This window comes from Psychrobacillus sp. Z3-81 (assembly GCF_056620325.1).
The window spans coordinates 278,701-300,483 of sequence record NZ_JBWQPU010000003.1; the positions used below are offsets into that span (position 1 = coordinate 278,701).

Below are 21,783 nucleotides of genomic sequence, written 5' to 3' on the forward strand. Positions count from 1 at the left end.
TTTTGTGCATTTTTGTTATAATAAAGAGAAGTACAAAGAAAGAAGGAACAATATGTCTACGATTACGCCAATGATGAAACAATACTTAACGATTAAAGAAGATTACATAGATGCTTTTTTGTTTTTTCGATTAGGAGATTTTTATGAGCTTTTCCATGACGATGCAATCAAAGCGGCATCTATTCTAGAAATCACCCTGACAAGCAGGAAGGATGGCATCCCAATGTGTGGGGTTCCGCACCATTCCGCGCAGAGTTATATTGAGACGCTGATTAGCAAGGGGCATAAGGTTGCGATTTGTGAGCAGGTGGAGGATCCGCGTACTGCGAAGGGTGTTGTGAAGCGAGAGGTTGTCCGCTTAATTACCCCTGGGACGATGATGGACGGGAAGGCAATGCAGCATAAGACGAATTATTTCATTGCCTCCGCTGATATTGTGTCCCCACACGAGATTTCCTTCTCCTATTTGGATATTTCTACTGGTCATGGCTTCACCTCGCTGATCAAGGGGGATGAGAAGGAGGTCGTGCAGCAGCTGCTTGCGATTGAGGCGAAGGAATTGATTGTGAGTGAGCAGATGTATGTCTTAATTAGTGAGCTTTCTGCCATCCACGATTTTACGCTTTCCATTGAAAAAGAAGAGCTGACCGATGAGGAGGTCGCTCCGTATGCGCCTAACCATCCTGCTGCTACGCTTGGAACGGTAAAAAGACTGCTAAAGTATATTGAGAAAACGCAAAAGCGTTCGCTACTCCATATTCAGCCGTTTACCTACCAAGAAAGAGAAGCATATCTAGAGCTGGATTATCATTCAAAACGAAATCTTGAATTGATTTCCTCTATTCGCAGTGGTGATCAAAAAGGAACCCTCCTTTGGCTGTTGGATGAGACTGTTACTGCGATGGGAGGTCGAAAGCTGAAGCAATGGATTCATCAGCCGCTTGCAAACAGAAGGGCAATCGAGCATAGGCTGGACGTTGTGACTGCTTTCCTTGATGACTTTATGCTTCGAGAGGAAGTGAAGGAGCTGTTCAAGGAGGTTTATGACCTAGAGCGTCTAGTGGGTCGTATTGGCTTCGGCAGCGCGGGTGGTAGAGATCTTGCCCAGCTTAGACAGTCACTTTCGAAAATCCCTTCTATTAAGCAGCTGTTAGTAGAATCCGGCAGCAGCACCTTGCAAGCATTAGGGGAGCAGCTAGAGGACTGCCACCACATTTGGCAAAAGCTCGAGGATGCAATCAGTGAGCAGCCGCCGATTTCCGTGAAGGACGGTGGGGTAATAAAAGAAGGGTACCATGAACGTTTAGACCAGTTACGCGACGCATCTGTGAACGGCAAACGATGGATAGCGGAGCTGGAGCAAAAAGAAAGAGAGCTGACTGGTGCTAAAAACCTGAAAATAGGGTATAACCGAGTATTTGGATATTATATTGAGTTATCCAAAACCAATATCCATTTTGCAGATGAATCCAGATATATTCGAAAGCAAACGCTTGCGAATGCGGAGCGCTATATTACGGATGAATTAAAAGAAAAGGAATCACTGATCCTTTCCGCAGAGGATGAGAGCTTAGAGCTGGAATATCAATTGTTTACACAGCTGCGCGAGGAAATAAAACAACATATCCCGCTTGTACAAAAGCTGGCAAAACAAATTAGTGAGCTGGATGTATACATTGCCTTCGCGCATGTGGCAGACCGTTACCGACTAGTGAAGCCGGAATTCCATGATTCACAGGCGATGATTATCAAAGAGGGGCGTCACCCAGTCGTTGAAAAGATGCTGAACAATCAGCTTTATGTACCGAATGATTGTGTGCTTACCGAAAATGAAAACATGCTGCTAATCACTGGTCCGAATATGTCCGGGAAAAGTACGTTTATGCGTCAAGTGGCAATCACGGTCATTATGGCGCAGATTGGCTGCTATGTGCCTGCCCAAAGTGCAACGCTTCCTATTGTAGATAAGATTTTTACACGTATAGGGGCAGCGGATGACCTTGCCGGTGGACAAAGTACCTTTATGATTGAGATGATGGAATCTCAGAATGCCATCGCAAATGCGACAAGCAAAAGCCTTCTTTTATTTGATGAAATCGGAAGAGGGACTTCCACTTATGATGGGATGAGTCTTGCGCAGGCGATGATGGAGTATATCCACCATCATATAGGGGCAAATACGTTGTTCTCTACTCATTACCACGAGCTGACAGAGCTTGAAAATACACTGTCTAAGCTAAAAAATGTGCATGTTTCTGCTACAGAGAAGGACGGTAAGGTGGTCTTCCTACATAAATTGAAGGACGGACCGGCAGATAAGAGCTATGGTATCCATGTGGCAGAGCTTGCTCAGCTTCCGAAGGAGATCATTGTCCGTGCACGTGATATCCTTGCTACTTTTGAAGCGAAGGATAAGAAGGAGCAGGAGCCTGTCGAGGCATTGCAGCTGTCTTTCTTTGAAGAGACGCCAGTGAAGGAAGCACCTGCTCCTACACCTGCACCAGTTCAACAGGTTGCAAACGAAAAAGCAGAAACCATCATGAAAAAAATTAAGAAGATAAATATATCTGGTACGACACCACTAGAAGCACTTCAGCTTCTTTATGAATTACAGAATGAACTAGATGATTGAGCGGGAGGTGAACTAATTGGGAAAGATTGTTGTAATGGAGGAGCTTCTGTCCAATAAAATCGCAGCTGGTGAGGTAGTAGAGCGGCCTGCATCGGTTGTCAAAGAGCTTGTAGAAAACTCTATTGACGCAGAAAGCACCTCGATTGAAATCACGCTGGAGGAGGCTGGACTTGCGAAAATCCAGGTAACGGATAACGGGAACGGCATGGACGAGGAGGATGCCCTTCGCTCGTTCTCAAGACATGCTACCTCTAAAATAATGACAGAGCATGATCTGTTCCGAATCCGCTCCTTAGGGTTCCGCGGGGAGGCGCTTGCCAGTATTGCCTCCGTATCCAAGATCGAGCTATGGACCTCTGACGGGGAAAATGTTGGGACGCAGGTGGAACTAGAGGGTGGAAGAGTGATCTCCTCTGGTCCTGCTGCTATTAGAAGAGGGACCGACATCGTGGTCAAACAGTTATTCTACAATACCCCGGCTCGTCTAAAATATTTAAAAACGATTCAAACGGAGCTTGGCCACACCATCGATTTGATCAACCGTCTGGCAATCAGCTTTCCACATATCGCGTTCAAGCTGATCCACAACGGGCAAACGATTATTCAAACGAGTGGCAGAGGGGACCTTAAACAAGTACTTACCTCTGTGTATGGCATGGCGAATGCACGGAAGATGGTCTACTATGAAGGCGAATCCCCTGATTTCCGCATTTCGGGATACGCTACCTTACCAGAAATTACGAGAGCCTCGAAAAACTATATGACCGTCCTAGTGAATGGTCGCTGGGTAAAGCATTATGGGGTGAATAATGCGATAGTCGAGGCTTATCATACACTTCTTCCGATTGGAAGGTATCCAATTGTGGTATTAAATATTGAGGCAGATCCCATGCTTACCGATGTAAACGTCCATCCGGCGAAGCATCAGATCCGTTTAAGTAAGGAAAAGGAATTAATGGAGCTGGTCAAGCGGACGATTCGTTCTGTCATGCACCAAGTCCAGCAGCCGCCGAAAGTTACAGAAAAACCGGCTGTGAAAAAGCAGCCTAGCTATCAATTTAATTTCTTCAAGGAAACCTTTGAACCGGTAGCTCCTCCTCGACAGGAGGAGGAGAAGGCACCGGAGATGAGCACAACATCTACAAAAGACACGATTGTTTTTGAAGAGCGGGAGCCACTTCGGGAGGAGCCGGCCCAAACATCCGGTGCGGAGCTTGTGAATGAAACCTATTCAGAGCCCGTTCAGTCAGAGCAGGATAACGAAACGTACCTAGAAGACGTCCAAGTACCGGTCGAGCAGCGACCACCATTTCCAGACCTGCATGTAGTAGGTCAAATCCATGGAACGTATATTGTGGCGCAAAGTGATGATGGCTTTTATTTGATTGACCAGCATGCTGCCCAAGAACGTATCAAGTATGAGTATTATAAGGAAAAGGTCGGAGAGGTGGATGCCGCGGAGAGGCAGGCGCTTTTATTGCCACTAACCTTCCATTATTCCTTGGATGAGGCTTATCGAATAAAGGAATCCATTGAGGAGCTTCACCAAGTCGGAATATTTTTAGAGGATTTCGGAACGTCGAGCTTTGTCGTGAGGGAGCACCCGACCTGGTTCCCGAAGGGGCATGAAACCAAAATCATTGAGTCTCTTATCGAGCAGGTGCTCACAAATAGAAAGACCGATATTAAAAAGCTTCGTGAAGAGGCAGCAATCATGATGAGCTGTAAGCTATCGATTAAGGCGAACCACTATTTAACCATGAGAGATATGGAGCAGCTCTTAGAAAGCTTGAAAAATGCCAAGCATCCGCTGACCTGTCCGCATGGTAGGCCGGTAATCGTTCATTTTTCTACTTATGAGATTGAAAAGATGTTTAAACGAGTAATGTAGGAGGGGTTTGATGGGAAACTATATTTTAGCTATTGATCAGGGGACTACAAGTTCAAGAGCGATTATCTTTGATAAGCAGGGCAATATCGTCCATTCGGCACAGCAGGAGTTTAAGCAACTCTTTCCGAAGTCTGGCTGGGTGGAGCATGATGCGCAGGAAATTTGGGGATCTGTGCTTTCTGTTATCGCCACAGTGTTGACGCAAAGTGGGAACCAGCCGGAAGATATACATGCTATCGGGATTACGAACCAACGAGAAACGACGGTGGTTTGGAATAAAAATACGGGGAAGCCTGTTTATCATGCGATTGTTTGGCAATCTAGACAGACACAACCGATTATTGAAGAGTTAAAGAAGCAGGAGCTGGAGGATTTATTCCAACAAAAAACTGGTCTGAAGCTCGATCCGTACTTTTCTGCAACCAAGATCAAGTGGATCCTGGACAACGTAGAGGGAGTGAGGGAACAGGCTGAAGCTGGAGACTTACTTTTCGGTACGATCGATACGTGGCTTATTTGGAAGCTATCCAACGGAAAAGCGCATGTGACGGATTATTCTAATGCTTCTCGAACGATGCTCTATAACATTTATGAGCAAAAATGGGATGAGGAAATTTGTCAGCTTTTAGATATTCCGATGTCTATGCTTCCCGAGGTTCGTTCGTCCTCTGAGGTATATACCAAAACAGATCCTAGTGTCTTTTTTGGGAAAGAGGTGGACATTGCTGGAGCGATTGGCGACCAACAGGCGGCACTTTTCGGACAATGCTGCTTTGATAAGGGAATGGCGAAAAATACGTACGGTACAGGCTGCTTCATGCTATTAAATACAGGGGAAGAAGCGATTCCAAGTGAATCTGGTCTTCTTACGACGATTGCTTGGGGGATAGACGGGAAGGTCACTTACGCACTGGAAGGTAGTGTGTTTGTGGCAGGCTCCGCGATACAGTGGCTACGTGACGGCCTGCGAATGCTCAAAAAAAGCTCGGATTCAGAAGAATATGCCAAACGAGTGGACTCCACGGATAATGTTTATTTCGTCCCGGCTTTTGTCGGCCTAGGAACTCCTTACTGGGATTCTGATGCAAGAGGCTCTATCTTTGGGCTTACGAGAGGAACGACCAAGGAGCATTTCATTCGGGCAACCTTGGAATCCCTTGCCTACCAGACGAAGGATGTGCTGGATACAATGGAAAAGGATTCTGGGGTGAAGGTAGAGGCACTTCGAGTAGACGGTGGAGCTGTCGGCAACGAATTTCTTATGCAGTTCCAAAGCGATATGCTAAAACTTCCGGTAGAGCTAGCAAAGCTAAACGAGACAACTGCACTTGGAGCAGCTTATTTAGCTGGGATTGCAACTGGCTTCTGGAAGGACATCGATGAGCTTTGTGCGATGCGAGAAAGTCAGAAGATCTATGAGCCAGATATGAATGAAGAGACAAGAAAAAGGTTATATAGAGGATGGGAAAAAGCTGTAGAGGCAACAAGGATGTTTAAATTAACAGAAGAAGAGGTGTAGATTAGTGAGATCTTCTATGGAACGAGAACAAATACTAAATACCTTAGATTATTATGAATTTGATGTCCTGATCATTGGTGGCGGAATCACGGGAGCAGGTATCGCTTTAGATGCCGTAACAAGAGGGATGTCTGTTGCACTTGTGGAAATGCAGGATTTTGCAGCAGGTACTTCTAGTAGGTCCACCAAGCTGGTCCATGGAGGATTACGTTATTTGAAGCAGCTGGAAGTGAAAATGGTAGCAGAGGTAGGGAAGGAAAGAGAAATCGTTTATGATAACGCAGTACACGTTTCTAAGCCTACGGGCATGCTGCTTCCTTTCCATAAGGGAGGAACCTTTGGACCGTTCACGACAGCTGCAGGTCTCAAGCTATATGATTTTCTCGCTGGTGTGAAAAGGGAAGAAAGAAGACTAATGCTTACTCCAGAGGAAACAGTAGAGAGAGAGCCTTTAGTCAAACAGGATAAGCTCCTCGGCGGAGGGTTATATGTTGAATATGTAACGGATGATGCAAGATTGACCATCGAGGTAGTGAAAAAGGCAATGGAACGAGGGGCAGTTTGTCTTAATTATGCGAAGGCAAAATCCTTCCTATACAATGACAAGAACCAAGTAGTTGGTGCTGAAATCTTAGATGTCGTTAGCAATAGACGTATTCATGTCCATGCTAAAAAGGTTGTCAATGCAACTGGTCCATGGGTGGATACTGTTCGTGCCTTGGATAGAATCGAGAATAAGAAAAAGCTTCGACTGACAAAGGGCGTTCATATTGTCGTTGATCAATCTATTTTTCCGTTACAGCAGGCAGTATATTTCGATACACCAGATAAACGAATGGTCTTTGCGATACCACGAGAAGGAAAAGCATATGTTGGTACGACAGATACCTTCTTTGAAGGGAAAATCCATAATCCAGTCGCGACTAAAAAAGATGTCGAGTACTTATTAGATGCGATCCATTATATGTTCCCTGAGGTCCGAGTGGGAATGAAGGATGTAGAATCAACGTGGGCTGGTGTTAGACCGCTCATTTATGAAGAAGGCAAGGATCCCTCTGAAATATCCAGGAGGGATGAAATTTGGGAGTCAGAAGCTGGTCTACTGACAATTGCCGGAGGAAAACTGACTGGATACCGAAAAATGGCAGAGATGATTGTCGATAAGATTTCCAAGCAGCTTGGGGATGAAGAATACGGTCCTTGTATTACGAAGCATCTTCCACTTTCAGGAGGAGATATCGGAGGGGCGGATCAGTTCGAGGCATTTGTTTATGCAAAAGAACAAATTGCGCCACAGTATGGGCTAAGTCATGAAGAAGGTAGAAGACTAGCAAAGCTATACGGCTCTAACGTGGATAAGGTTTTTGAATATGCACATATCCTTTCCGCTGTCTCCTCTCCGCTTCCATTAGGATTGCTGGCACAGGTATATTATGCCGTACATCACGAGATGGCATATTCCCCTGTAGACTTTTTAGTTAGAAGAACAGGTATGCTTTATTTCCATATAGACCATTTTAAATTATATAAGGATGACGTCTTACAGGTAATGAAGCAGCTTCTGAACTATTCAGAAGAGGAAACAGCTTCTTTCCGAAAGCAATTAGATGAAATCCAGGAGGATGCGACTTTATCGGAAAGCAGGGAAGAATAGTGAAAGAAATAATGGAAGGGTCAATGTCTGATGGGCACTTGGTGCATATCGTTCGGTATAATGCAGAAAATCCGGTAGCGCATGTACATATTTTGCATGGGCTAGCGGAGCATGTTGGAAGGTATGAAGAGTTTGCGGAATTTTTAGTGGCTAACGGCATTACTGTCAGCGGACATGATCACCGTGGTCACGGAAGGACTGCCGAAAAAAATGGGCAATATGGGTATTACGGTGACGGAGACGGCTTTGACCGAGTAGTAGAGGATGTCCGTGAGGTCCTGCATATCGTATATGAAAATAAAGAAGTTCCGCTCATCTTGTTAGGGCATAGCATGGGCTCCTTCATCGCAAGAAGATATATGCAAAAGTATAGTCACACACTTTCAAAGGCGGTATTAAGCGCCACGATGTATAGTCCTGGTATAATGGGTGACGCTGGAATCCTTCTAGGGAAGTTCCAATCTAAGATTCATTCCCCACAGACAGAGAGTCCATTATTAAATTCACTAGTCTTCGGTGCCTTCAATAAGCAAATCACCAATCCGAAAACTCCTTTTGATTGGCTATCAAGAGATGAAGCGAAGGTGCAAGAATACATTGAAGACCCGATGTGTGGTTTTATTCCTACCAACAAGCTGTATACAGATATGTTTGGCGGGTTAAAGACCATTCATCTAAAAGAGGAAATTGACAAAATCAGAAAGGATATCCCTGTTCTCTTAATCGGTGGTGAGTACGATCCAGTCGGGAAAAACGGCAAGGATGCATTTAGCGTCGCTGAAGGAATGAAAAAGGCAGGGATGACCAATATCACCGTGCATATTGTAGAAAAAGCGCGTCATGAAATTTTAAATGAAATAAACAGGCAGCAAACATATGAGTACCTGCTAAATTGGATGTTGAAAAATGAAAAATAAACCAGCAGTAATAGCAATAGTCGGCCCAACCGCGGTCGGAAAAACGGCGCTTAGCATTAAGCTTGCGAAGGAAGTAAATGGAGAAGTAATCAATGGAGATTCCATGCAGGTCTATAGAGGCTTGGATATCGGGACAGCCAAAATTATGAAAGAAGAGATGGCGGGTGTCCCTCATCATCTCCTTGATATAAAGGAACCTGACGAAAGCTTTTCGGTAGCGGAATATCAGCGTCTGGTAAGAGCAAAGATAGAGGAGATTTCTTCGAGAGGAAAGGTGCCGATCATCGTCGGAGGTACGGGGCTTTACGTTCAATCCGTTTTGTATGATTTCCGTTTCACGGAGCAGCCAGTGAAAGAGGCGGGGCTTGTAGAGAAGCTAGAGGTTCTATCGTCGGAAGAGCTTTATGAAAAATTGAAAAAGCTTGATGCGGAGGCAGCCGACTCTATCCATCCTAATAATCGGCAGCGTGTCATCCGTGCGATTGAACGAGTGATTCTGTCAGGGAAACAAAAGCATGAGATCGAACAAGATCAGGGCCAGGAAAGTGTCTATCCGCATTTCATCATAGGTCTTTCCATTGATCGGGAAGTCTTATATGAACGAATCAATAAACGAGTAGATATCATGATGGAAAATGGCCTGTTAGAAGAGGTGACAGGTCTCTATAAAAGTGGGCTGAAGGATGTCCAGTCCATACAAGCGATCGGCTATAAGGAAATCTATGCTTATCTAGCTGGACAACTGACACTAGAGGAAGCGGTCGATAAACTGAAGCAAAACTCTCGGAGATATGCGAAGCGACAGCTCACCTATTTCCGAAACAAGATGGATATCCACTGGTACAATCCATTTACAGAAGAAGAAAGAATTTTAAAAGAAATTCATGCATTCTTGCAGGAAAATCCAGAAATAGCATCGAATAATTAAAAAAGGTACAGAATTTTTATGTAAAAGCATACAAGTGGGGGTATTGGGATGAAACCGATGAATATTCAAGACAATTATTTAAATCAATTACGAAAAAATGATATTTTCGTAACGGTGTTTTTATTAAACGGCTTTCAGTTAAAGGGGCTTGTAAAGTCATACGATAACTTTACGGTGTTATTTGAGTCTGATGGAAAGCAGCAACTAATCTATAAGCATGCGATTTCCACATTCGCACCTTCTAAACCAGTAAAATTGTCTGAAGAGGAATAAGAAATGAATCAGAACGATTCATTTCTATTCTATTATCTATAAAGAAATGGAGAGTTCATCATGAAAACGATCACCGCACAAGAATTACTAGAAAAGGTTGATAACGGCGAAGAGGTAAGCGTTATTGACGTTCGAGAAAAAGAAGAGGTTGCGACTGGAATTATTCCAGGAGCAGTACATATCGCACTAGGTGATGTAGAAGCAAGCATGGATTCAATCGACAAGTCGAAGCCGCATTATATTATCTGTAAGGCTGGAGGCAGAAGCGCCATGGCTTGCCAAATCCTAGAGGAAAACGGCTTCGACGTAACCAATGTTGCTGGCGGAATGCTGGACTGGGAAGGCGAAGTAGAGTTATAAGACATTGACAGAGAAGCCCTTACGATTTTAACATCGTAAGGGCTTCTTTCATTTTGACCGCAGTGAGAAGTCTGAGTCTGAACGAGAGTAAAATTGACTTGAACTAGAGTAAAGGTCACTCGAACGAGAGTAAACTCCTCGAATGAGAGTAAATTGCTCCTATCCGAGAGTAAACCCCGGCTGAGTGAGAGTAATCTCGTCTTGAACGAGAGTAACTACTCTTTAAGTGAGAGTAACCCCATTTAAATAACGAAGATTGAGATGTTGCCGACATGGTGATGCTTCGGTTTTTTCTATAAAAATTATTTATATGTTGATAGGACCACGAATATTTTTATCTTGGATGTATATACTATGTATATACATTTGGGGAAGAGTGTGATAATATGAAAAAAAAGGAAAACCGATTAAACCATAATAAAGGGGTTGACTATATGTCTACAGTTATTGCTCAAAAATGGGGTAACAGTTTAGGTATTCGCATCCCGAAAGAAGCTGCTGACAAAATAGGAATTGACCAAGGAACTGAATTAGAATTAAGCGTAAGCTCCCAGCAAGGAGTTATTACGATAAAACCAAAAAAGGTAAAAAAAGAATATAGTTTAGATGAACTTCTTTCTCGGATTACTGCTGAAAATCGTCATGCTGAAATTGAATTAGGTAAAGAGGGTCGTGAGCTAATATAATGGAATCTAAAGTGCCGAAAAGAGGCGATTTAATTGTATTAAGCTTCTATCCACAAGCTGGTCATGAACAAGCTGGCAGAAGAAATGCTATAGTCTTATCTCCGAGAGAATTTAATGAGGCGACGGGATTTGCGGCAGTTTGTCCCATTACAAGTAAAGAAAAAGGATATCCTTTTGAAGTCCCCTTACCCAAGGAGGGGATTACCCTAGATGGCGATGGTTTTCCAGTAACAGGGGTAATACTAACGGATCAAGTAAAAACGTTAGATTGGAAAGCTAGAAACATCAAAATTCTTAAAAGTTATCATTTGGATGATGCTCAAACTGAGATAATGGATGAAATAATCGAGGAATGTCTTGCAAAGATACAGACATTTTTATCTTAAACCTCTTTCTTTTGAAAGAGGTTTTTAAATAGAAATTTGGACTACCCTTAGTGGATAGCTACCACAAAGACTTAAAATTATATATGGAATCTTGTGTTCTTCTTTCAAGTAAACAAAATACGATTTATTTCTTTTGAAAATGCATACATAAGGATTAGCAGACCTGTACCAAGAAAGATCCATACAAACCAGTTTTGAAAATAGAAAATCTCTGGTTCTGGCTGATACTGATTATGCGCTGCTTGTGCTAGCCAATAGATGTAAGAGCTTAGTCGTTCGATTGTAAATAAAATGCCACTAGCTACGATAAGACCTACCCCTATAATTACTTGCGTGCCTTTATTCAAAATAACACCTCCTTCAAGGAAATAATTGGAATATATTTCATTTTAACAAAAGGAGTGAGCAAATGTTGATGTTTACCGAAGAGCAATTGAGAAATCTAATTGCAGGGAAAATGATTGGTGACTCCTACCCTTATGATACAAATGACGATGATGAGGTAGAAGCACATATTCGTAGGTTGTTTTACCGGATCGATAGGATCCCTGGCATCATATGTGAAGCAGAGTGGAAGCATTTTGGGAGCGGCTATGCCTCCTTTGTAGAGTTTTATTGCTACCGTGAGGAGGATAAGCGAAGCTCGGAGAATAAATGGACACGAGAAGAGGAGACAGAGGGGCTTCTTCTCTATATCTGTCGTCTAGCGCCTGTAGCAATTATGGGAGAGGATACGAGATATAAAACGTTTCGGATTGAGACTGGTGAGATGACTGGCGGCGCTTACGGCTCTCTAACAAGTCCAAGCCAACTGCGTATCAGCGATAAATTCCTTCCGGTCGCAGATAAGATAACGGATGCGTTAACCGAATTTGGTTATGAGCTGTTGAGGGAGGAATTGATCAACATGCCTTTGCCGTTTCAAGCGGAAATTCCAACTATCTATAGTGAGCCTCGGGATTATGTCCTCATGCATGCCATTTTTTACTGGGAGGACTAACTGGTTAATTTCCAAAAGGAAATTAGCCTTTTTTTGTTGATTCCTTTATCATATAGAAGGAATAAAAAAAGGAGAAAGATATCATGATATTTACTACGACACTAACAGAACAAACACTTACATTAGCAGCAAAAGCAGAAGAAAAAGTAGCTGCTTACCATAAAGAGGTGGAAAAAATTGCCTTCCATAACCAACAAAAGGTCCTTCATGCATTTAAAGCTCACCAGGTGGGTGACCATCATTTCCAAACGTCCACTGGATACGGCTACGATGACGAAGGTCGAGATACATTAGAAAAGGTGTACGCGATGACATTTGGAGCAGAGGCTGCACTAGTTCGCCCGCAAATTATCTCGGGTACGCATGCGATTTCCATCAGCCTGTTTGGTGTACTACGACCAAACGACGAGCTGCTTTACATAACAGGAAAGCCATACGACACGCTTCAATCGATTGTAAGCGGAGGGGAAGAGGACACTGGCTCTCTAGCAGATTTCGGAATCAGCTATCAGCATGTGGATTTACTTTCTACAGGAGAGATTGATTGGGAAGCTGTAGAAAAAGCAGTACATAGCCGCACGAAGGTTATTGCGATCCAACGCTCTAAGGGATATGCGGTAAGACCATCCTTTACGATTGATCAAATCAAGGAGATGGTGCAGCGTATTCGTGCAATAAAAGAAGATGCGATTATTTTCGTGGATAACTGCTACGGAGAATTTGTGGAGGAGCTAGAGCCGACAGATGTGGGAGCCGATTTAATGGCTGGATCACTTATTAAAAACCCAGGTGGTGGATTAGCAAAAACAGGCGGTTATATCGCAGGAAAAGAAAAGTTTGTGAAAAAATGTGCTTATCGGATGACTTCTCCGGGTATAGGAGGAGAGGCAGGAGCTTCTCTTGGTACATTACTTGATATGTATCAAGGTTTTTTCCTGGCACCTCATATCGTTTCCCAAGCCGTAAAAGGAGCTATCTTTACTTCTGCTGTGCTAGAAGAGGTAGGGATGACAACTGAGCCCCATTATACATCTAAGCGAACCGATTTAATTCAATCCGTCTCCTTCCAAACAGCGGAGCAGATGATTCAGTTCTGTAAAGCTATTCAACAGCATTCACCTGTTAATGCACAGTTTGCACCTGAGCCAGCCTACATGCCTGGTTATGAGGATGACGTCATCATGGCTGCCGGTACGTTCATTCAAGGCTCAAGTATGGAATTAACTGCAGATGGCCCAATTCGTCCACCATTTACCGCTTTTATTCAGGGTGGTTTGACATATGAACATGTCAAATATGCGATTTTAGGCGCAGTTCAATCCATCAAATCCTAACAAATTTATACCACTTTCTAAAAATTTAGAAGTGGTATATTTTTTTAAAAAAATTTATGTTAGAATTGCTTACATAGTGTTGACATGTTAGCTAACGTGACATATACTATCCATATAACCTACATAGGAGGTGCGGCGATGGAAAAAGAGTGGAGACGTTCCATGCCACTGCTATCAATGAATACAGTCATGCAGCTAACAGGTCTAACAGCTAGACAAATACGCTACTATGAAGAACAAGAACTGGTACAGCCTGCACGTACGGAAGGTAAGCAGCGGATGTTCTCGCTAGATGATATAGATGTCTTATTAGAAATAAAAGACCTCTTAAAATCAGGCGTGAATATTGCTGGAATCAAACAGATTTTTGAAATGAAAAAAAATCCAGCAGTCTCTAAAAATGCCCACCAAGTCATCTCTGACCAAGAATTACGAGCAATTGTCAAAGAAGAGATGCAACTGGCACAAAGACAACAAAGAGCTTCATTACGACAAGGGGACCTATCTCGCTTCTTTCGATAAGCGAGGTTCACATATTATCAAATATTTAGGAGAGTGGAAAAATGAGCAAGTATACTAAGGAAGATATTAAAAAGTTCGTAAAGGAACATGAGGTAAATTTCATTCGTCTTCAGTTCACAGATATACTAGGTACGATTAAAAATGTTGAAATTCCAGTAAGTCAGCTCGATAAAGCTCTCGATAACAAAATGATGTTCGATGGCTCTTCAATTGAAGGCTTCGTACGTATCGAAGAATCTGATATGTATCTTGTACCAGATTTAGATACTTGGGTAGTATTCCCTTGGATCACAGGAAAAGGGAAGGTTGCTCGTTTAATATGTGACGTAAATAAAGCAGATGGTACTCCATTCGCTGGGGACCCACGTAGTAACTTGAAACGTATTATGAAGGAAATGAAAGAATTAGGGTTTACTAGCTTCAACCTAGGACCAGAGCCAGAGTTCTTCCTATTTAAATTAGATGCTCAAGGTGAGCCAACTCTAGACTTAAACGACCATGGCGGATACTTTGACTTAGCACCAGTGGACCTTGGGGAAAACTGCCGTCGTGATATCGTGCTTGAGCTAGAAGAAATGGGCTTTGAAATCGAAGCTTCTCACCATGAGGTAGCTCCAGGACAGCACGAAATCGACTTTAAATATGCGGATGCAGTAACTGCATGTGATAACATCCAAACCTTTAAACTAGTAGTAAAAACAATTGCTCGTAAGCACGGCTTGCATGCAACATTCATGCCAAAACCATTATTCGGCGTAAACGGATCTGGAATGCACTGTAACGTTTCTTTATTCAAAGGAAAAGAAAATGCATTCTTCGATGAGTCTGCAGAGCTTCAACTAAGTGAAACAGCAATGCAATTCATGGCTGGTATCCTGAACCACGTGCAAAGCTTCACAGCTATCACGAACCCGACTGTAAACTCATACAAACGTCTAGTTCCTGGCTACGAGGCACCATGTTACGTAGCTTGGTCAGCTCAAAACAGAAGTCCACTTATCCGTATCCCAGCTTCTCGCGGACTAAGCACTCGTATCGAGGTTCGTTCTGTTGACCCAGCTGCAAACCCATACCTTGCAATGGCAGTAATCCTACAAGCGGGTCTTGATGGAATCAAAAACAAAATGACTCCACCACCAGCAGTAGATCGCAACATCTACGTAATGACAGAAGCAGAAAGAGAAGAAGTAGGCATCCACAACCTCCCGCCAACATTACACGCAGCAATCAAAGAATTGTCTAAGAGCGAAGTAATCAAAGGTGCACTAGGCGAGCACATCTACGCAAACTTCCTTGAAGCAAAAGAAATCGAGTGGGATATGTTCAGAACTACTGTACATCCATGGGAACGCGAGCAATACTTGAAGATGTATTAAGATTGATAGACTTTTAGAACAGATATGAAGAAAACACCGTTTGGTCATTTGTATGACTGGACGGTGTTTTTCTTTGTGAGGGAGTCTTATATTGTACCTTGATTACTGGCGCTATTGGGAAAAATTGTGTCAATATCTAATAAAAAGGGAGCTTTAACCGATATTAATAATGAGTATATTTATAGTTTTTCGTTATAAATTAAGGTGGATATACAAATTCATTATAAAATCTAGGTTTTCATGCAGATTTTTTTCATTTTAAATAATACTATTTAAGAATATTACAAAGGTGATGAGGGATTGTATGAGAATTAATTCTTTAGGAAACTTGGCAACATATCAACGACCACTAACGAAATCGCAAGCTGATGGAAATTTTGAAAAATCAATGGCAAGAACAAGCGGAGTTAAAAATAAGGAAATCGAAAATAAATCGACTGACGATATTTATGAGGATCTTTCTAATAAATATAATATAAGAAAGTCAACATTTGAAGATTTAGTAGATATCGCTGATTCTTTATACTCGGCAGGTGAAATTTCTTTAAAGGAAGTTGCCGTTATAACATTTGATTATGAAAGAGCTACAGAAAACATAAAGAGAAAGCTGAATAATGGTGATTCCACTAGCTTTTCAATGTATGAAACAAAAGTCAATGAGATGGGACAAAGAGATTGGATTGCAGAGTTTGAAGCTCGAGCTTCAAAAGATTTTAAGTACGGAAATCTAATAGGATATTCGGTTAAAATGAAAATACTTAATATTTTTCACAAGCTCGATTCTTGAAGTGTATTAGTGCAACCGAAGCTTTCTGTCAATTCGTAAATCCAGATAGAAAAAATGTGAGCTACCGACTATTCATATTGTTGACTAGCAGGATTGAAAGCGTTAAAAAATAAATATCGCATAACTATTCATCCATAGGAACGTGAGCAATATATGATGATGATTAAGATTAACAGGATTATAAGGTCTTACATAACACCGTTCGGTCATAAAGCATGCCTGGGCGTTGTCTTTTTGTTTAGGAAGGAATGTGAGAAATAGAATGGAATCAATTGTTTTACCCAATGGACAATCCACTTAATTAATACATGAAGACACATAAAGGATGCATCTCTAATTTTTATTATTGTAAGTCATACACCATTAAAAACCCTCACTCTAGCAGCTCAGGATGTTCAGTAGTATGACCTTCCTCTATTTCAGAAAATAAATTAGAACTAGCTTCTTTTGCTTTATTTTTCGATTGGGGTAGTAAGGTATTAATCTGATTTTGAGCTATTAGCTGGGAGAGCAATTCATGGATTTTATCAATGTCTTCCTTGGTGGCGGGCTTCTTTTTCTCCATTAGGGAATAACCTAATTGTCCGCTGGGTTCGATTGTTGCCCATTCTACGTCTGTTATTTTTTCTATTCCTTTCTGTCGTAAACGCATTTCTAGTTTATCGACAGAAAGTCGTAATTTACGTAAGTTTTCTTCGTGTAATGTACCGTTCTCAATGACAACCTTAGCGCGGCCCGTTAACAGTTTTTCGCTAAAGTCCCATTTCATCTGAATAAATTCGATTACCAGTAAGGTTGCTACAAGTATAGATGCAATTACAAAGGTGACCCAGATATTTTCTCCACTCACAGGCTGTATCAAAAGTGTGCCGATAGAAATCATAATGACTGTTTGAGAAATGGTCATTTGAGAGATTGATCGTCTTCCTGATAAGCGTATTAATAATATGCCGAAGATAATGATAAGAATAGATTTCCAAATTAAGTTAGTATCCAACAATGTCACCTCGATACTGATAAGTTGCATTAGTATTAGTAAATTGGTTTATTTCTATCCATAGAATCCTTTGAAAGTTTAAAATCTGGTTTCTACTATAAGAAAAGAATAGAGGAGCTGTTTCGTGCGCATAACTATAAGTGTATAGGAAAGAAACTTTGATCTAACTATGCTAAATAAATGATTATTGTCAATATTTTATTAAGTTGATGTGGAAATGTTATGTATAGTATGATATTTATACTACATAAGAAGGAGAGAGACGATGTTATATTTACTAGCAATCTTTTTACCACCAGTTGCAGTGCTGCTTGTAGGGAGACCATTTCAAGCGTTTATTAATTTATTATTATGTTTCTTAGTGTGGATACCTGCTGTGATCCATGCGGTCCTAGTGGTGAACGAACACAAAGCAAATCAAAGAATGAAGAAACAAGCTGAATTAATTAGCAAAGCGAACAGACATTAACCATCAAGTCATGCCTCACAAGGTGTGGCTTTTTATTTTTGTTAAAATAGGGTTTTAGAATAAAGAGAAGTAAAATACTTCCCATATATAAATAGACATTCTTTACTTAGCTAGTCCGACAATAACAGTAAGTTAGTTGGGTCAAAATACCTTTCAGGGAAAGTGGTATATCACAGTCATTTTATAAATTTTTATTTAGTTGTAACGCATGGGATTTTTTGGTGATATAATCAAGTGGAAGTACAAACAAAGGGGTAAATTATATGGTATTAGCGATCAATAAAGGTATTAGCACACAGGTTTTGGATGGAAATAATGTTTTATCTGCATTAGAGTCTAATCTAGCAATGATTGAATTTGATATGAACAAAAGAGTTATTTGGGTTAACGAAAATTTTGCTCAAACGCTTGGATATAAAGTAGAGGAAATCTTATATGCTAGCCATATGCAATTTTGTACAAGAGAATTTGTGGAAAGTGAAGAATATGAAATACTGTGGTCAAATCTAGAAAAAGGGCTAAAATTTCAAGAAAAAATCAAGCGAGTTGGTAAAAATGGCAATATAATTTGGCTGGAAGCTACTTATATCCCTATTCTTTCAAGTGAAAATACGGTCGAGGCTATATTAAAAATAGCTACTGATATTACAGAAAGAGAGAACACGACAACCGAAGTAATTTCCAGGTTGAAAAACATGACAGAGGAGCTAGTGAACTTAGTAATCGATAACTCCAGCGAAAAAATGAAAGCGATTGATTCCTTAAAAGTACAAACTGACCTAATAAATGATACTTCCATTGGAATTCGAAATATTTCTCGGCAAACAAATATGGTTGCTTTAAACGCGGCAATTGAAGCAGCTAGAGTTGGTGTACATGGGCAAGGATTTAAAGTAGTAGCAGATGAGGTAAGAAGATTGTCCGGTAATGTGGACCAGGCGATTAATGATGTAAATGAAAACGTGAGCAATATTGTAGGAGAAGTGATGAAAGTTAGTGAGGTAACGGAAGCACTACAGAAATCCATCATAAAAACTCAAACAAAATTCGCTGAGTATCTCGAGGAATTTGAAGACCTGACTAGATAATGAAGTCAAATCACCTACCAGGAAGGAAGGTGGTTTTTCTCATATGTAAATCTGGAAAGTAGGGGTTATATGAAAAAGGCAAAATATTTAGGTTTTAGAGAAGGGCGTTTTCATTGGAATTGGAGAGTAAAACGGCTTAGGTCCTATTAAAATGTAAAAGGAAACCTTCAAGTGATTTCTCTTTAGGTTTCCTTTTTATGATTATATTATTGTAAGTTATCTACTGCGTATTGAGCTTCTTCTGGCGTAAATTTTTCTCCGTGTTCAGAAATTAATTGATCGTAAATAGCGGAATCTGACATGCTCATAGTATCAGCATATATTTTTGCCTTTTCTAACGCATTTTCTTTCCAATCACATACAATGTTGTCAATAGCGTATTGAGCGGCTTCAGGTGGGAAGCCTTCCCCATATTCAGATGTCAACTGATTATAAATCCCTGCTTTTGACATGTGCATTGTTTCAGCATATATTTCAGCTTTCTTTAGTGCAGCTTTATATTCTCTTGGAACACTTTCTTCTTTAGCTTGTTCTTGAGCTTCCTTTTCTTCAGCTTTTTCTTCTGTTTTCTCTACTTCAGTATCTACTGCTTCTTGAGTAGTCTCATCCGTTTCCGTATCTACTTTTTCTTGTGGCGTTTCTTCTACAAGCTCTTCGTTTTTTGAGGAACTAGTTTCGACTTGTTCAGTTTCATCGCCCATTGATGCTATTGCTGAGATAACAACTATTACTGCAATAACGATGAACCACCACTTTTTGTAAAAAGGTTTTTTAGTTTGGTTTTTTTCAGACATTTTTACTACCTCCCTCATTTACTGAATCTATTATACTGTGTGTTTAAATTCTTTCCAGATTAAATCAGGATTATTTATCTAGGAAAATTAGTTAAATATATATATATGATGCTTTATTTTAGCCTGAATATAAGGTCTGTTTCGATTAATTTTGATGTTTAAAAAGATTATAATTACCTAAAATTATTTTAAAAATAATAATATTTAGGTGTATATCTTTGTAGAGGAGAGGGGGAAATGTTTTTGCAGAATTGAACTGAAAAAAGGCCATCACACTTACTCATGATGACCTTTCTGCTCATAAATCTTATTCCAGAATATAAGGTAACTCTAAGTCATTCGGTAAGTTGATGCCATGTGTTTCCGTGTAGGATTTGATGCCTTCTAACTCGTATTCACGGCCGACGCCTGATTGTTTCACTCCGCCAAAAAAAGTAAACCACCGTAGCCCAGTAGGCAATGGTGGTTTACAAAAAGGTATGCTAATTTTCATTAAGTCTATAGAATGTGTAGTTACAACGAATACTCGGACATTAGATGTTCCAGAGCTTCTGCTGCATCATCCAAGTTATCAAATAGCGTTACTGAGTTATCAGAAAGATTGGTTAGCTCAATGGTAGTTGTATCTTTTAAACAACGCACGGTCAAGACAGGTTCATCCTTTAAACTGAAGGTATGTTTAATTTCGACGTTGTTATACATGCAGAGAGTCTGTAGCATTTTCATGATATTATCTTTGATCATTTAAACTGCCTACTTCCTACTAGTGGAAGGTGACTAAGAAAAGTCAAAAAATTTCCATTAATTGTTTAATGATTTGACTATCTTAACATAAATTAGATGAAAAGTACACTTATCGAACTTATAAAGGGGTGGAGGGACTTGTCTTGCTTTTCGGTGCAAGCTCAAGTATCCAGAAATTGATAGTCGTTAGAATTGGAATAAAAAATATAAATACGACTATACCTAAACTGCCAAATAAACCTTCCGCTTCTTTATGAAAAGTTTGAACGTCCAACTTATATAGTAGGAGGCTGGCAAAGGACAAAATAAAAGCATTTATTCCAAATGCGATCAACCTTGCTTTCCTTTTTTTATTCCTTTTCATCATCCAAACGGAAGAGACTGTCGAGACTAGGAAAGAAACAATTAAAATGATAAATGTGATGAAATTCAAGAAAATCCTCCTATCTCAAAGAACAAACTAACAGATGATGGCTTTTATATAATTTACCGTAATAATCCATTAAATGATAGGGTAGCATGAAAGAAATTAGACCGATTCATCTTGCGATTATGTGGAGGGATCTTGTGATTTGGACCATCTATTTTGCTATTAAGTCCAGGTATCTTGTGATGTTGGGTATTGGTCGATGCACTTAAGTATAAGTTATGAACGTAGGCGTAGAATATTCAATTAAAAAAGGACAGGTTTTTTTAGAAACCTGTCCCAAAGATTGTTTACACATACAAAGAACAACGGTTAGGTCACACGATATTAGCAGTCGTGCCCGTCGTGACGATTATTTGAAAATGTTGCACCAATGATGATTAGAAGGATAAATAAAACAACTAGTAATGCAAAGCTGTTGTTTTTACGGGACCCTCCACCTCCATATGATTGGTAGTTACATCCACTATAATCAGATTGATAGTTACAACCGCAATTATTAGACTGATAGTTTTGGGAATAGCCTTGATTATACATAATTAAGCACCTCCTTTGTAGTTGATATGATATTGTACGCACAAATGAATGGAACACATAATGAAAACGTTTAGATTGAAGGAGAATAGCAAATTATTTTTAATAATTTAATTAGTAGTCCCTAAGGTAATGAAAGCATGATTTAATAGGAAAATAATGAGAGACATATTTAGATAAATAGGGGAAATGCTAGTGAAAGGAATTAGTTGGGAGGTAAGAGTATGGAGATGGTAGTAAATAGAATGAAGGACGGATTTGATTATTTAACCGAGCAGGGGAAGCAGATAACGAAAATAATCATCAACCAAGAGGTATATAAAAAATTACTCAAAGAAAACAAGGCGGATATCAAAATGACGACCAGTGGACCGCTACTTTTTGGGGTGCCGATAGAGGCGGGAGAAGTAGAAAAATTTGAATACATCCTCAGCGAAGCCACTTGACACGAAGTGGCTTTTGTTT

Annotated in this window: 24 protein-coding genes; 18 read left to right on the forward strand and 6 right to left on the reverse strand. The window is 40.5% G+C overall.

The window, feature by feature from the left end:
• The first annotated feature begins 52 nt into the window (after positions 1-52).
• The 10 genes from mutS to AC1ECF_RS05400 all read left to right on the forward strand — a co-directional run bounded on the left by mutS (position 53) and on the right by AC1ECF_RS05400 (position 11,246).
• On the forward strand, positions 53-2,632 hold the full coding sequence (gene mutS / locus AC1ECF_RS05355) for a DNA mismatch repair protein MutS (protein ID WP_480388370.1): 2,580 nt from the start codon (positions 53-55) through the stop codon (positions 2,630-2,632).
• Between the two features lie 16 nt (positions 2,633-2,648).
• Complete coding sequence (gene mutL / locus AC1ECF_RS05360; RefSeq protein ID WP_480388371.1) at positions 2,649-4,523, forward strand: DNA mismatch repair endonuclease MutL; 1,875 nt, start codon at positions 2,649-2,651, stop codon at positions 4,521-4,523.
• A 10-nt stretch (positions 4,524-4,533) separates the two neighbouring features.
• Positions 4,534-6,042, forward strand: coding sequence for a glycerol kinase GlpK (gene glpK / locus AC1ECF_RS05365; protein ID WP_480388372.1), 1,509 nt, complete (start codon positions 4,534-4,536; stop codon positions 6,040-6,042).
• 16 nt (positions 6,043-6,058) lie between these two features.
• Complete coding sequence (locus AC1ECF_RS05370) at positions 6,059-7,696, forward strand: glycerol-3-phosphate dehydrogenase/oxidase (protein WP_480388422.1); 1,638 nt, start codon at positions 6,059-6,061, stop codon at positions 7,694-7,696.
• On the forward strand, positions 7,696-8,613 hold the full coding sequence (locus AC1ECF_RS05375; protein ID WP_480388373.1) for an alpha/beta hydrolase: 918 nt from the start codon (positions 7,696-7,698) through the stop codon (positions 8,611-8,613). The genes AC1ECF_RS05370 and AC1ECF_RS05375 overlap by 1 nt, the downstream gene beginning before the upstream one ends.
• Positions 8,603-9,541, forward strand: a complete 939-nt coding sequence (gene miaA, locus AC1ECF_RS05380) for a tRNA (adenosine(37)-N6)-dimethylallyltransferase MiaA (protein WP_480388374.1) — start codon at positions 8,603-8,605, stop codon at positions 9,539-9,541. The genes AC1ECF_RS05375 and miaA overlap by 11 nt, the downstream gene beginning before the upstream one ends.
• A gap of 48 nt (positions 9,542-9,589) precedes the next feature.
• Positions 9,590-9,814, forward strand: coding sequence for an RNA chaperone Hfq (gene hfq / locus AC1ECF_RS05385; protein WP_480388375.1), 225 nt, complete (start codon positions 9,590-9,592; stop codon positions 9,812-9,814).
• A 60-nt stretch (positions 9,815-9,874) separates the two neighbouring features.
• Positions 9,875-10,174 (forward strand): rhodanese-like domain-containing protein, encoded by a 300-nt coding sequence (locus AC1ECF_RS05390; protein ID WP_480388376.1) that lies wholly within the window; start codon positions 9,875-9,877, stop codon positions 10,172-10,174.
• Between the two features lie 386 nt (positions 10,175-10,560).
• Positions 10,561-10,860 (forward strand): AbrB/MazE/SpoVT family DNA-binding domain-containing protein, encoded by a 300-nt coding sequence (locus AC1ECF_RS05395; RefSeq protein ID WP_480388377.1) that lies wholly within the window; start codon positions 10,561-10,563, stop codon positions 10,858-10,860.
• Entirely contained in the window at positions 10,860-11,246 is a 387-nt protein-coding gene (locus AC1ECF_RS05400; protein WP_480388378.1) for a type II toxin-antitoxin system PemK/MazF family toxin, read from the forward strand. The genes AC1ECF_RS05395 and AC1ECF_RS05400 overlap by 1 nt, the downstream gene beginning before the upstream one ends.
• A 104-nt stretch (positions 11,247-11,350) precedes the next feature.
• Here the strand turns inward: AC1ECF_RS05400 and AC1ECF_RS05405 are convergent, their stop codons facing one another.
• Positions 11,351-11,593, reverse strand: a complete 243-nt coding sequence (locus AC1ECF_RS05405; RefSeq protein ID WP_480388379.1) for a hypothetical protein — start codon at positions 11,591-11,593, stop codon at positions 11,351-11,353.
• Positions 11,594-11,655: 62 nt separating this feature from the next.
• Between AC1ECF_RS05405 and AC1ECF_RS05410 the strand changes: the two genes are divergently transcribed.
• The 5 genes from AC1ECF_RS05410 (at position 11,656) to AC1ECF_RS05430 (ending at position 16,265) form a co-directional block, all read left to right on the forward strand.
• Entirely contained in the window at positions 11,656-12,246 is a 591-nt protein-coding gene (locus AC1ECF_RS05410; RefSeq protein ID WP_480388380.1) for a hypothetical protein, read from the forward strand.
• An 83-nt stretch (positions 12,247-12,329) separates the two neighbouring features.
• A complete protein-coding gene (locus tag AC1ECF_RS05415; protein ID WP_480388381.1) occupies positions 12,330-13,580 on the forward strand; it encodes a methionine gamma-lyase family protein in 1,251 nt (416 codons plus the stop codon).
• A gap of 138 nt (positions 13,581-13,718) precedes the next feature.
• The gene (locus AC1ECF_RS05420) at positions 13,719-14,102 is read left to right on the forward strand and encodes a MerR family transcriptional regulator (protein ID WP_480388382.1); all 384 of its coding nucleotides are present in this window, start codon (positions 13,719-13,721) and stop codon (positions 14,100-14,102) included.
• Between the two features lie 41 nt (positions 14,103-14,143).
• Positions 14,144-15,478, forward strand: coding sequence for a type I glutamate--ammonia ligase (gene glnA, locus AC1ECF_RS05425; RefSeq protein WP_480388383.1), 1,335 nt, complete (start codon positions 14,144-14,146; stop codon positions 15,476-15,478).
• Between the two features lie 304 nt (positions 15,479-15,782).
• Positions 15,783-16,265 (forward strand): hypothetical protein, encoded by a 483-nt coding sequence (locus AC1ECF_RS05430; protein ID WP_480388384.1) that lies wholly within the window; start codon positions 15,783-15,785, stop codon positions 16,263-16,265.
• A gap of 373 nt (positions 16,266-16,638) precedes the next feature.
• On the opposite strand, the gene AC1ECF_RS05435 is transcribed toward AC1ECF_RS05430, so the two are convergent.
• Entirely contained in the window at positions 16,639-17,271 is a 633-nt protein-coding gene (locus AC1ECF_RS05435) for a DUF421 domain-containing protein (RefSeq protein WP_480388385.1), read from the reverse strand.
• A gap of 256 nt (positions 17,272-17,527) precedes the next feature.
• Here AC1ECF_RS05435 and AC1ECF_RS05440 point away from each other — a divergent pair, with 256 nt between their 5' ends.
• Positions 17,528-17,731, forward strand: a complete 204-nt coding sequence (locus tag AC1ECF_RS05440) for a YqaE/Pmp3 family membrane protein (RefSeq protein ID WP_480388386.1) — start codon at positions 17,528-17,530, stop codon at positions 17,729-17,731.
• Positions 17,732-17,994: 263 nt separating this feature from the next.
• Positions 17,995-18,819 (forward strand): methyl-accepting chemotaxis protein, encoded by an 825-nt coding sequence (locus AC1ECF_RS05445; RefSeq protein ID WP_480388387.1) that lies wholly within the window; start codon positions 17,995-17,997, stop codon positions 18,817-18,819.
• A gap of 206 nt (positions 18,820-19,025) precedes the next feature.
• Here AC1ECF_RS05445 and AC1ECF_RS05450 read toward each other — a convergent pair whose 3' ends face one another.
• The 4 genes from AC1ECF_RS05450 to AC1ECF_RS05465 all read right to left on the reverse strand — a co-directional run bounded on the left by AC1ECF_RS05450 (position 19,026) and on the right by AC1ECF_RS05465 (position 21,321).
• The gene (locus AC1ECF_RS05450) at positions 19,026-19,613 is read right to left on the reverse strand and encodes an Ltp family lipoprotein (RefSeq protein WP_480388388.1); all 588 of its coding nucleotides are present in this window, start codon (positions 19,611-19,613) and stop codon (positions 19,026-19,028) included.
• A 513-nt stretch (positions 19,614-20,126) separates the two neighbouring features.
• Positions 20,127-20,261, reverse strand: a complete 135-nt coding sequence (locus AC1ECF_RS05455) for a hypothetical protein (RefSeq protein ID WP_480388389.1) — start codon at positions 20,259-20,261, stop codon at positions 20,127-20,129.
• A 214-nt stretch (positions 20,262-20,475) separates the two neighbouring features.
• The gene (locus AC1ECF_RS05460; protein ID WP_480388390.1) at positions 20,476-20,790 is read right to left on the reverse strand and encodes a hypothetical protein; all 315 of its coding nucleotides are present in this window, start codon (positions 20,788-20,790) and stop codon (positions 20,476-20,478) included.
• 321 nt (positions 20,791-21,111) lie between these two features.
• Complete coding sequence (locus tag AC1ECF_RS05465) at positions 21,112-21,321, reverse strand: YjcZ family sporulation protein (protein ID WP_480388391.1); 210 nt, start codon at positions 21,319-21,321, stop codon at positions 21,112-21,114.
• A 221-nt stretch (positions 21,322-21,542) separates the two neighbouring features.
• Here AC1ECF_RS05465 and AC1ECF_RS05470 point away from each other — a divergent pair, with 221 nt between their 5' ends.
• Complete coding sequence (locus AC1ECF_RS05470; protein ID WP_480388392.1) at positions 21,543-21,764, forward strand: hypothetical protein; 222 nt, start codon at positions 21,543-21,545, stop codon at positions 21,762-21,764.
• Positions 21,765-21,783 lie beyond the last annotated feature (19 nt).

Coding starts and splice junctions, on each gene's coding strand:
- hfq (WP_480388375.1), top strand. CDS start 9,590: ATGAAACCGATGAATATTCAAGACAATTATTTAAATCAATTACGAAAA.
- miaA (WP_480388374.1), top strand. CDS start 8,603: ATGAAAAATAAACCAGCAGTAATAGCAATAGTCGGCCCAACCGCGGTC.
- AC1ECF_RS05420 (WP_480388382.1), top strand. CDS start 13,719: ATGGAAAAAGAGTGGAGACGTTCCATGCCACTGCTATCAATGAATACA.
- AC1ECF_RS05465 (WP_480388391.1), bottom strand. CDS start 21,321: ATGTATAATCAAGGCTATTCCCAAAACTATCAGTCTAATAATTGCGGT.
- mutS (WP_480388370.1), top strand. CDS start 53: ATGTCTACGATTACGCCAATGATGAAACAATACTTAACGATTAAAGAA.
- AC1ECF_RS05445 (WP_480388387.1), top strand. CDS start 17,995: ATGGTATTAGCGATCAATAAAGGTATTAGCACACAGGTTTTGGATGGA.
- AC1ECF_RS05430 (WP_480388384.1), top strand. CDS start 15,783: ATGAGAATTAATTCTTTAGGAAACTTGGCAACATATCAACGACCACTA.
- AC1ECF_RS05440 (WP_480388386.1), top strand. CDS start 17,528: ATGTTATATTTACTAGCAATCTTTTTACCACCAGTTGCAGTGCTGCTT.
- AC1ECF_RS05450 (WP_480388388.1), bottom strand. CDS start 19,613: ATGTCTGAAAAAAACCAAACTAAAAAACCTTTTTACAAAAAGTGGTGG.
- AC1ECF_RS05370 (WP_480388422.1), top strand. CDS start 6,059: ATGGAACGAGAACAAATACTAAATACCTTAGATTATTATGAATTTGAT.
- AC1ECF_RS05390 (WP_480388376.1), top strand. CDS start 9,875: ATGAAAACGATCACCGCACAAGAATTACTAGAAAAGGTTGATAACGGC.
- AC1ECF_RS05410 (WP_480388380.1), top strand. CDS start 11,656: ATGTTGATGTTTACCGAAGAGCAATTGAGAAATCTAATTGCAGGGAAA.
- glnA (WP_480388383.1), top strand. CDS start 14,144: ATGAGCAAGTATACTAAGGAAGATATTAAAAAGTTCGTAAAGGAACAT.
- AC1ECF_RS05415 (WP_480388381.1), top strand. CDS start 12,330: ATGATATTTACTACGACACTAACAGAACAAACACTTACATTAGCAGCA.
- AC1ECF_RS05470 (WP_480388392.1), top strand. CDS start 21,543: ATGGAGATGGTAGTAAATAGAATGAAGGACGGATTTGATTATTTAACC.
- glpK (WP_480388372.1), top strand. CDS start 4,534: ATGGGAAACTATATTTTAGCTATTGATCAGGGGACTACAAGTTCAAGA.
- AC1ECF_RS05395 (WP_480388377.1), top strand. CDS start 10,561: ATGAAAAAAAAGGAAAACCGATTAAACCATAATAAAGGGGTTGACTAT.
- AC1ECF_RS05400 (WP_480388378.1), top strand. CDS start 10,860: ATGGAATCTAAAGTGCCGAAAAGAGGCGATTTAATTGTATTAAGCTTC.